Source organism: Spirosoma gilvum, from assembly GCF_054776815.1.
In genome coordinates this window covers 205,413-215,486 of the sequence record NZ_BAAHBH010000015.1, presented here as the reverse complement: position 1 = coordinate 215,486, position 10,074 = coordinate 205,413, and the positions used below count along the sequence as shown (strand labels likewise).

General features: G+C 47.2%; 4 protein-coding genes. All 4 read left to right on the top strand.

What is annotated here, in order from left to right:
• Nucleotides 1-41: 41 nt before the first annotated feature.
• The 4 genes from ACYVFD_RS31205 to ACYVFD_RS31190 all read left to right on the top strand — a co-directional run bounded on the left by ACYVFD_RS31205 (nucleotide 42) and on the right by ACYVFD_RS31190 (nucleotide 9,808).
• Nucleotides 42-6,134 (top strand): Ig-like domain-containing protein, encoded by a 6,093-nt coding sequence (locus ACYVFD_RS31205; protein WP_461094531.1) that lies wholly within the window; start codon nucleotides 42-44, stop codon nucleotides 6,132-6,134.
• 5 nt (nucleotides 6,135-6,139) lie between these two features.
• Entirely contained in the window at nucleotides 6,140-7,120 is a 981-nt protein-coding gene (locus ACYVFD_RS31200; protein WP_461094530.1) for a PorP/SprF family type IX secretion system membrane protein, read from the top strand.
• A 484-nt stretch (nucleotides 7,121-7,604) separates the two neighbouring features.
• A complete protein-coding gene (locus ACYVFD_RS31195; protein ID WP_461094529.1) occupies nucleotides 7,605-8,042 on the top strand; it encodes a hypothetical protein in 438 nt (145 codons plus the stop codon).
• 617 nt (nucleotides 8,043-8,659) lie between these two features.
• Entirely contained in the window at nucleotides 8,660-9,808 is a 1,149-nt protein-coding gene (locus tag ACYVFD_RS31190) for a sigma-54-dependent transcriptional regulator (protein WP_461094528.1), read from the top strand.
• Nucleotides 9,809-10,074 lie beyond the last annotated feature (266 nt).

Here is a 10,074-nt window from a genome sequence, read left to right as displayed (position 1 = left end):
GCAGCTACACCATCGGCTTCAGTGCGGCTCCTGGCTCGACGGTGAGTCTGCTGCCGGCCACTGCTGGTACGATCAGCGGCACAGTGGCCACCGTGAGTGTGGGTCAGAGTGTGACCCTGGTGGCCAGCAATGCCAGCGGATGTAGTAGTACGACGGCCGTGACCGCTCCCACCTGTGACTGTCTGGCGACGACGCCCGTAGCCTCGAATTTCGAGCGGTGTGGAAGTGGCACAGTGAGCCTGACGGCCAGTTGTGGGGTAGGTACTGCCCGCTGGTACGACAGTCCGAGCAGCAACACGATCTTGTTCAGTGGCCCGACGTATGTAACCTCGTTAACGGCCACCACCACCTACTATGTGGCTTGTGCAACACCTACCTGTGAGAGCAGCCGGCTAGCCGTCAACGCCGTTATTAATGCTAAACCTGAGCTTTTTGTTGGTACACCGGTTTGTTCTTCGACTAGTACATATTCTTTTACATTTACAGCAAGTGGAGATATAACAAATCTGCAAGTAACTGATGGAGTGTTAACCAATAATGGGACAGTTTATCTAGTAAGTGATGTTCCTATAAATAGGTCTGTCTTTGTTATAGCTCATTCTTTGTGTCTCTGCGAAGACGTTGAGATTGTACTCCCACCCAACTGTGTATGTCCGGCGACGACGCCTGTTGCCTTGGCTGCCGAGCGGTGTGGAAGTGGTACGGTGAGCCTGACGGCCAGTTGTGGGGTAGGTACTGCCCGCTGGTACGACAGTCCGAGCAGTGGCACGATCTTGTTCAGTGGCCCGACGTATGTAACCTCGTTAACGGCCACCACCACCTACTATGTGGCTTGTGCAACACCTACCTGTGAGAGCAGCCGGGTGCCGGTAAACGCCGTGATTAATGCCTTGCCAGTGGCAAGTGCAGGAGCAGTAGCCACCACCGTTTGTGAAGGCTCGAGCATCAACCTGACGGCCAGCGGAGGCACCAGCTATAGCTGGAGCGGTCCCAACAGCTTTACCAGCCTGTCTCAGAACCCCATCATTACCAATGCCAGCCCAGCCAATGCGGGCACGTACGTGGTAACAGTAACCAACTTGTCAGGCTGTACCTCAACCACCAGTGTCAACATCAGTGTGCCAGCTAGTCCCTCGTTGGCTGTGGTGGGTACCCCGGCCTGTACGGCGAGCCTGAGCAGCTACACCATCGGCTTCAGTGCGGCTCCTGGCTCGACGGTGAGTCTGCTGCCGGCCACTGCTGGTACGATCAGCGGCACAGTGGCCACCGTGAGTGTGGGTCAGAGTGTGACCCTGGTGGCCAGCAATGCCAGCGGATGTAGTAGTACGACGGCCGTGACCGCTCCCACCTGTGACTGTCTGGCGACGACGCCCGTAGCCTCGAATTTCGAGCGGTGTGGAAGTGGCACAGTGAGCCTGACGGCCAGTTGTGGGGTAGGTACTGCCCGCTGGTACGACAGTCCGAGCAGCAACACGATCTTGTTCAGTGGCCCGACGTATGTAACCTCGTTAACGGCCACCACCACCTACTATGTGGCTTGTGCAACACCTACCTGTGAGAGCAGCCGGGTGCCGGTAAAGGCTTCAATTGGTCAGCAGCCAACGATTGTCGTTAGTACCCCTGTTTGTTCACCCGACAAAGCGACCTACTCCTTTACGGTAACCACTAGTTTAACTGTCACTAACTTGTTATCCACTACGGGAACGGTTACGGGTAGTGCTCCTACATTTGTAGTGAGTGGAGTGCCTGCGGGTGTTTCAGTAGACATACTAGCTTTAGGCGAATGTAGCTGTTACGCTCAGCATACAGTATCACCCCCCAACTGTAATTGTCAGATTAATGTACCTACCGCTGTGCCTGTGGCTAGTCTCTGTGGGCCAGGTAGTGTTACCTTATCTGCGAATGGCTGTTTATCAACAACGCGCTGGTATACTTCATCCGGCACCCTAATGGGTACTGGGACAACTTTAGTAACAAGTGTAAGTGCAACAACTAACTTTAGGGTAAGCTGTTACGATGAGCAAAGCCAATGTGAAAGCAGTCAAGTTACCGTTCCGGTCAGTATTAACTCATTACAGGCTGTAGCTAGAGCATCGGCTTCTACGGTATGTCAGGGTAGCAGTGTTACCTTGACAGCCAGCGGAGGGGATACCTACCGGTGGAGTGGACCGGATGGATTCATGAGCAACTTACAAAACCCTATTCTTAGCAATGTACGTGCTCAAAATTCAGGTACCTATTCAGTAACTGTAAGTAATGGTAGTTGCTCAGAGACGGCTACTGTCGTGGTTACCATAACTGATGGCCCTTCAGTAACAAATCTGGTAGCTGTATGTAATGAAGCGAAGACCAGTTATAGCGTTAGTGGTACTGCTTCAAACGCCTCAACGATCGTTGTCAGTGCAGGCAATCTGCAACGAAACGGGAATGCGTTTGTACTAAGCTCCATACCCGTTTCCACATCAGCGGTAAGCGTAACGGTTTATGGGGGCGAAGGATGCAGCCCGATCGTTCGGACCATACAGGCGCCTACTTGTGTATGCCCACCCGTTGACCCGCCCGTTATTATTTGTCCCATCACCGAAATATGTTTAGGGGATGTTGTCACCTTGCGGGCAACGGGTTGTCAAGCCGGTACAATTATCTGGTCAGATGGGCAAACGGGCCAATCTATCCAAGTGAACCCCGCAGTAACCACGATCTATTCAGCAAGCTGTCTAGTCAACGGCGTATGCCGGAGTGTCACCTCCAATACGTTACCCATTATCGTACGGGATCCGCAACCACCCGTCATCATGGCCAGTGCAACCAAAGTTTGCCCGGGAACATCGGTCACGTTAACCGCCGCCGGTTGTGAGGGGGGAACCTTAGTGTGGTCGGAAGGGCTCCAAACGGGTCGGGTGATTGTCGTAAGGCCCTATGCTAAAACGAATTATACCGTCGTCTGCAAAGTTGAGAACTGTTTTAGCAGACCGGCCCAAAAAACGATTGATATCACGACGGAAATTCCAACACCAAACATTATTGCTAGTTCAACTAGCGCTTGCCCGGGTCAATCGGTGACCCTGACGGTGGCCAATTGTGAAGGGACGCCTGTTTGGAGTCATTCGAACGCTACTACCGCCAGTATCGTCGTTACACCATCACTGGGTACTAGCGTTTATACCGTTTATTGTAAACAAAATGACTGCTCAAGTCCACTAAGCCAACCCCTCGCCGTGGAGGTTACTCAACCGGTACCGCCTTCTGTGTCAACCAGTGCAACAGCTGTTTGCGCTGGCGCTGAGGTTAAACTGACCGCAGAGGGCTGCACGGGTACTGTCCTTTGGAACACCAATCAAATAGGAGAACAGATAACGGTTCATCCCACATCGAATTTAACCTATACGGCCCAGTGTAAACAGGGAGCATGTGTGAGCGAACCCTCGATGCCCGTGAGTGTATCCGTTGTTTTCCCCATGGTTCCCCAAATCCAGGTAAGTAAAAGGCTCATCTGCAGTGGCGAACGTATCACCTTAACCGCATCAGGTTGTCAAGGCATCGTCAAATGGCATGGGACAACTCAAACCGGGGCATCCATTGAGATTCTACCCGTTGAATCGACCGACTATTATGCTACCTGTCAAATTGGCTCTTGTGAAAGTGATGCGTCGCTAAAAGTTCACGTTACGGTAACCAATTCGGGAGGAACGCCACCCGTTATCCAAGCGTCCAGTACGAGCTTGTGTGGTAATGGAGTCGTTTCCTTATCCGCAGTGGGGTGTTCCGGAGAGGTTATTTGGAACGTTCCCGGTTTAACGGGCAATGTAGTGTCTGTGACCGTTTCGCCCACCAATAATGTTTTCTACGCCGTCTGTAAGACAGGAGCCCAGTGTGCAACGGGTGAATCGAACCGAATAACGATACAAGTAACCCCAACGCCAACGCCTATTATTCAGCGCTGCGTGTGCAGTCCAGACTTAATTTGTCCGGGGGAAAAGGTGAAATTAATCGTAACAAACTGCCAGGGTGTACCACACTGGAGTACGGGGGAAACGACGACGAGTATTTTTGTTACCCCTTCGGTGACTACATCGTATACGGTGATTTGCCAAACAAATCAATGCGTTAGTCAGCCTTCCCTACCCTATACAGTTACCGTTGTTACCGTTGGTGCGCCTAGTATTGTTGCCTCATCGACGGTAGTCGAACCGTCTGGCGTCGTTTCCTTAACGGCGACGGGTTGTCCGGGCGAGGTGATCTGGTCGGCTAATGACGTAAATGGTAATAACCGAGGACCGATTTTGGTGGTACAGCCCCAAGCCAACCAGACATTCTATGCACGCTGTAAATTTAGAGAGTGTATCAGCGCTCCCTCGAATTCGATTACGGTACGTTCTGGTTCAGTATTGGGAGTGGCTTTAGCCATTGAAAAGGTGGTGCCAGACGTTGACGGTAGTTATCTAATTACCTACCGGGCAACGGTTAAAAACTTTGGCTCCGAAACGCTACTGGATGTGTCGCTGACCGATAGTTTACGGCAGACGTATCCCTCACCTGCTTCGTTCACCGTTATTGGTACGCCTGCGGTTGTTACGGGTAGCAATCTACTTGTGAACCCAGCTTTTGATGGTAGTCAGGATGTGAATCTGCTCGCCAAAGGAAGCAGCCTGCAGCCAGATGAGCAAGCTGCCGTATTACTAACCGTTCGGGTGCAGCCAGCCACTAACCCCGGCCCCTTTTATTCATCTATTTTGGGTCAAGCGCATCCAAATGATCCCTCACGATGGGTAACCGATTTGTCAAATTTAGGCTACGATCCAACCCCGTTTGGCGCTGAACCAACCGCCTTACGATTTGACCTGCCAAACGGATTAATCGGGGTGACCAAGTTTGTGGAGACGCCCACCCTTATAGAGCCGGGAGTATATGATATACCCTATACGATAAAACTTCGGAATATGGGTAGCGTACCCCTGAAAAATGTTCAAGTTGTCGACAACCTTTATCAAACCTTTGGCGGGGGGGCATTACAAGTCAACGAACGAATAATTTTAGCGACGGATGCGGGTTTAAAAGCCGATACATTATACTCCGGTCAACGATTATTCAATAATCTCTTAGTTGATTCCTTGAGTACATTACCCGTAGGAGCTACGCGTAGTATACACTTCACCGTTCGGGTAAATGTGAGGCATGCCCAGCAACTGACCTTCTATAATTCGGCCTATGCGACGGCGCTGTCTCCCGATAACGTGGTCGTTGCGGATTCCTCAATGACAGGCATCGAGGATGACCCCGACAACGATTTAGATCCTCGCAATAATAATGACCCTACACCCATTACGTTGCTAGCTCCCGTGGCCAGCTCGCATATTGGTGTTGCGCTTGCGGTTGGGGATACGTTACGCCAGCCAAACGGAAGTTACAACGTAACCTACAAAGTGGTTGTCCAGAATTTTGGCGCCTTACCACTTACCCATGTTGCGTTGACCGACTCCTTATCGAAGGTATTTAACAACCAAACTGGTGCCACCTATTCTGTAGTCAATCAACCAGTGGCAATATCGACGGGAAGTAGTCTGAAACTGAATGGTCACTTCAACGGGGAAACGGATCCTTTCTTAGTGATCGGCGATTCAACCAGTAAACTCGCCGTTGGCCAAGTTGATACGATTCTGGTTGTGATCAATGTGGCTAGTGCCAGGAATACAACCTTCTATACGTCTGTTTATGCTTCCGCCCAGGCCAAAACGGGTTCGGTATTCGATTGGTCGACCAATGGATTAATACCAGATTTGAACGGCAATAATGACCCAACTGATCTCAATGAACAGGATACAACTCCACTATATATACCCTATGCCGAGCTGTCTATCTTCATTCCAGAAGGGTTTTCGCCAAACGGGGATGGGATAAACGATTTGTTTGTCATTCGTGGCGTAGCGGGTTTAACGATGAGCCTGGAAGTATTCAACCGGTGGGGTAACTTGGTTTACCAAAATGAGGATTACAAGAACGATTGGGATGGGAAGCCGAACACTGGTATCACCCTGAATGGTGAAGGTACGGGTGTACCTGACGGAACGTACTACTATGTTCTTAAGACGAGTGATGGACAGAAGTTCGTACGATACATGACCATTAGCCGATAAACCCGATGGCAAACCAGTTTTTTATCAAATGTTGGACAGTGACCCTGTTGTTAATAATGGAGGTCGGCTGCTTACCCCTACAGGCGCAACAGGACAAAATGTTCTCGCAGTACATGTTTACCATGTTAGCGCTTAACCCTGCCTATGCAGGAAGCCGGGATGTGCTAAGCATGTCAGCCCTGTACCGCAATCAATGGATGGGTTTGCCGGGTGCTCCGCAAACGGCCACCTTTACAATCGATATGCCTCTACAACAGGAGCGGGTTGGCCTTGGCTTACAGCTATACAGTGATAAGTTTGGGGAACTACAGGAAGCGGGTGGATTTGCCTCTTATGCGTACCGGATTAAGGCGGGCGAGAAAACAACATTAGCCCTAGGACTCCAGGGAGGGGCGGTTAGTTTTCAATGGAATTTAGGCAATGTAAAAACCAGCCCGGATGGCTTACCACAGATCGATCCGGCGTTTGCTACGAATATTACCAGATTACTCCCAAATTTTGGCGTGGGAGTGTACCTAAGTAATGATCGATCTTACCTAAGTTTATCCGTTCCTAGGTTGATCAAAAATAAGATTAGTGAGCTCAATACCGGCGACTTGCGTTCGGTACAGAGCCGACAGGCGTATTTGGCGGCAGGCTACGTGATTCGACTTAGTCCAGTGGTAAAAGTGAAACCCTCGGTACTGGTCAGGGCTGCCGAAGGGGCGCCGCTGGGCTTTGATGCCAATATTAACGTGTGGTTGGCTGATCGCATTGCCATTGGCGGATCAATTCGTCGCAACCAATTATCCACTTGGAGCAATTACACCACGGATGCAATTGTGGGAATGTTGGAACTGCAGTTGACGGATCAGCTTCGCTTTGGTTACGCCTACGATCGAACGATGAATAATTTGACGGTAGTCGCGCCCAGTTCACACGAAATTATGATTCGGTATGAGTTTGGCTTTGGTAAAAACCGAATTTTAACGCCGCGTTATTTTTAAGGCATGCTCTTAGGCTGTTCATGGGTAGAGTGAGCCGTACTTCTCACTCTACTGCATTTAGATTCTTATCAGAAAGTAACGGTGAATCAATCAGAATAAAAAGCAGTAATCAGTACCGGAAAAGAAGTGACGATTGAGTTTAATAATTTGTTAATCGGCCCCAAAATGTATGGGGCCGATTACTTGGTTAAGATTCCATTTTTTGAAAAATTTAACCTAACCCTACTAAAGGTTCTACTGACCCCTAACCTAATAAATATATGATTTCGAATTGGCGTGGAAACGGACAGGATTTTTTTAACGGGGTGTTTATGAGTAAAGAGTTTTTTTCTGATACAAAAAAAAATAATACCTAGAGTTCGACTAGAAGACCCCTAATACGTAATAATGCAACCCAATGAAATTAAAGGGATAGCTTAACTACTTAGGGCAATGCCTTATAGCTAGCAGGTAATAGGGTTTATGTACCCTGCTGTTCAGCTAAATGAACAAAACACTTTTTGATATGTGCTACTGCCTTTACATAGCTACAACTAAACCGCAACCTACGAGTGAATTAGCTACTCATCAAACGGAGTTGTATTTAGAGGAACCAACTCAGATGGAACTAGAAAATTTGAGGTTAAAATTTACAAATCCATATATCTACTACGTAGGTTCTTATTCGAACTGTTCATGTTGGTTTAATTTGCCGGCTGGCCAAGCGGGGAATCCTGATTGGATTAGGGCTCAGCGTTCAGTAGCAAGACTGATTAACTTAATTAGAACGGAATCTGAGAAGGGAATCCTTGAGTTGTATAGTTGTTGGACTGGGAACACGGATTCAGTTGTGGAAGAATATTTACAACTAAAGGCCAGTTCAATCCTTTTAGATAATTATTTTGAAATAACAGAAAATCAGCTTATTACCTTTCGAGCTTAAGCTTCGAGGCTAGACACTAAACGGTAACTTCTGCTAGTTATTCTAGATACTTCCCAAATACTACCGTAAGGCTGCGAGAATATACAGACATCTTTGGTCTAACTAGGCTTTGACCATTTTCGGACTACCCGCTCAGATGGCATAAGAGTCAAAACCTGCCCGTTCAGAACATCGCTATCGGCTCATCTCAGTAGAAAAATTTTGCCTGTAACCCTTTTTTCTAATGGCCAATAGCTTCTGGTTCGTGTCAGGTTAGTATAGTCTAGCTAGGAGTGAAGATTATTGGTTTTGTTCGATGGCGTACTATAAGGCTTATGGATTTCACCAGTTCTTTAGGACAAAATTTTAGGTGGTGCACTGCCCTAAAGGGAGACAGATAGCCAATAAGAAAAATGCATAAATCTACTGGTAAACACTGCTCATCAGTAAAATTATTGTACTATCATAAAGTATTCTGCCAATTCAATAGCTCCACAGCACCGTTCAGTTTACTAAATGCACCTTTAAGTCTATTTTCCAAGCGCTACAGTTTATAATGAATTAACCTTACTCAAGTTATAAACGTGACGCTGTCTTCCCTCAGCCAATCGCGTATTGTGTTGGATTAAATGCATACTATGGCCAGAATTCTCCTTGTTGATCATGAGCGAAAAATCAATGCAGCACTTCGTGAAATTCTTGAGATAGAGGGCCATGATGTTGAGGAAGCTTATGATGGAAGAACCGCATTAGAGCGTTTAAAAGTGGATCGGTTTGATATTGTCATTTGTGAAGCTGCGCTACCTAAACTCAGTGGCTTACGATTGATTGTCGAGGGAAAACAAGTAGAGTATCCCCCCCAATTTATTGTCCTTACCTCCTCAACCGACTCCTCACAGATAGTCGAATATATTAAAAGTGGAGCTTACGAATATCTACAGAAGCCACCCTCATTAAACCAATTAATGAGGGCCATTCGTTCTGCACTGCCCCTTGTTGAGCGGAATTCTAAAGAATGGAGCCCAATAATTGGTGATGAAATTATTGCGCAGTCCGAGGCGATGAAACGGGTTAAGAATTTAGTTGAAATGGTTGCGCCAACTAATGCAAAAGTATTGATCACCGGACCCAGTGGAGCTGGAAAAGAGATTGTTGCCAACCAGATTCATCAACACTCAGGTGTAAAGGGGCCCTTGGTGGTGGTGGACTGCGCAAATTTAATGACAGATTTGGTTGAAAGTGAACTGTTTGGCCACGAGAAAGGCGCCTTTACCTCAGCTATAAAAACATACATAGGAAAATTTGAACAAGCGGATTCAGGTACCCTTTTTTTTGATGAGATCGGTGAATTGAATCTAGTAGTGCAGGCCAAGTTATTAAGAGTGCTACAGGAAAATAAAATAAAACGATTGGGAAGCAATTTAGAATTAAAAGTTAACGCCCGAATCATTTCAGCCACAAGTAAAAATCTGATCACAGAAATTAAAGAAGGCCGTTTTCGAGAAGACTTATATCATCGGCTAAATGTCATATCAATTGATTTGCCAAGACTTTGTGAGCGCCAGGATGATATTCCATTCCTAATTGAAAAATTTATTTCTGATTATACGGGTAATCAACTTGTAAGACAAAAACCTATCCAGGCCAATGCAATCGAATATCTAAAAACCTTGCCTTGGTTAGGAAACGGCTGGGAGCTTAAAAATACAATTGAACGGCTAATGATTATGTGCAAAGATGGCATCACACTGGCTGATGTAAAAAATCTTTCTAAGAATTATGTTTAAATCGGCACAGTTCACTAAAATAGTGAATCCTGCGTCAGGATGTTTTGTTCGATTTGATACAACTTGGTTTTGCCGCCGGTTCACATATTTATTTTGTAAAAATACAAGTTTCCTTACCTCCTTTCGCAATAGATTATTTTTGGGTTGGGTATTAGCTAGTTTAATAACTTCGATTAGCGTTAGCTTACTAGGTTTAATAGGCCTGCATACCCTGCAGTCAACAAGGCTAAACCTGCCCTCATTAATTTATAGGACTACCTACAGGT

Excerpts from the sequence above, each read along its gene's own strand:
- ACYVFD_RS31200 (WP_461094530.1), top strand. The coding sequence starts at position 6,140 with ATGGCAAACCAGTTTTTTATCAAATGTTGGACAGTGACCCTGTTGTTA.
- ACYVFD_RS31195 (WP_461094529.1), top strand. The coding sequence starts at position 7,605 with ATGAACAAAACACTTTTTGATATGTGCTACTGCCTTTACATAGCTACA.
- ACYVFD_RS31190 (WP_461094528.1), top strand. The coding sequence starts at position 8,660 with ATGGCCAGAATTCTCCTTGTTGATCATGAGCGAAAAATCAATGCAGCA.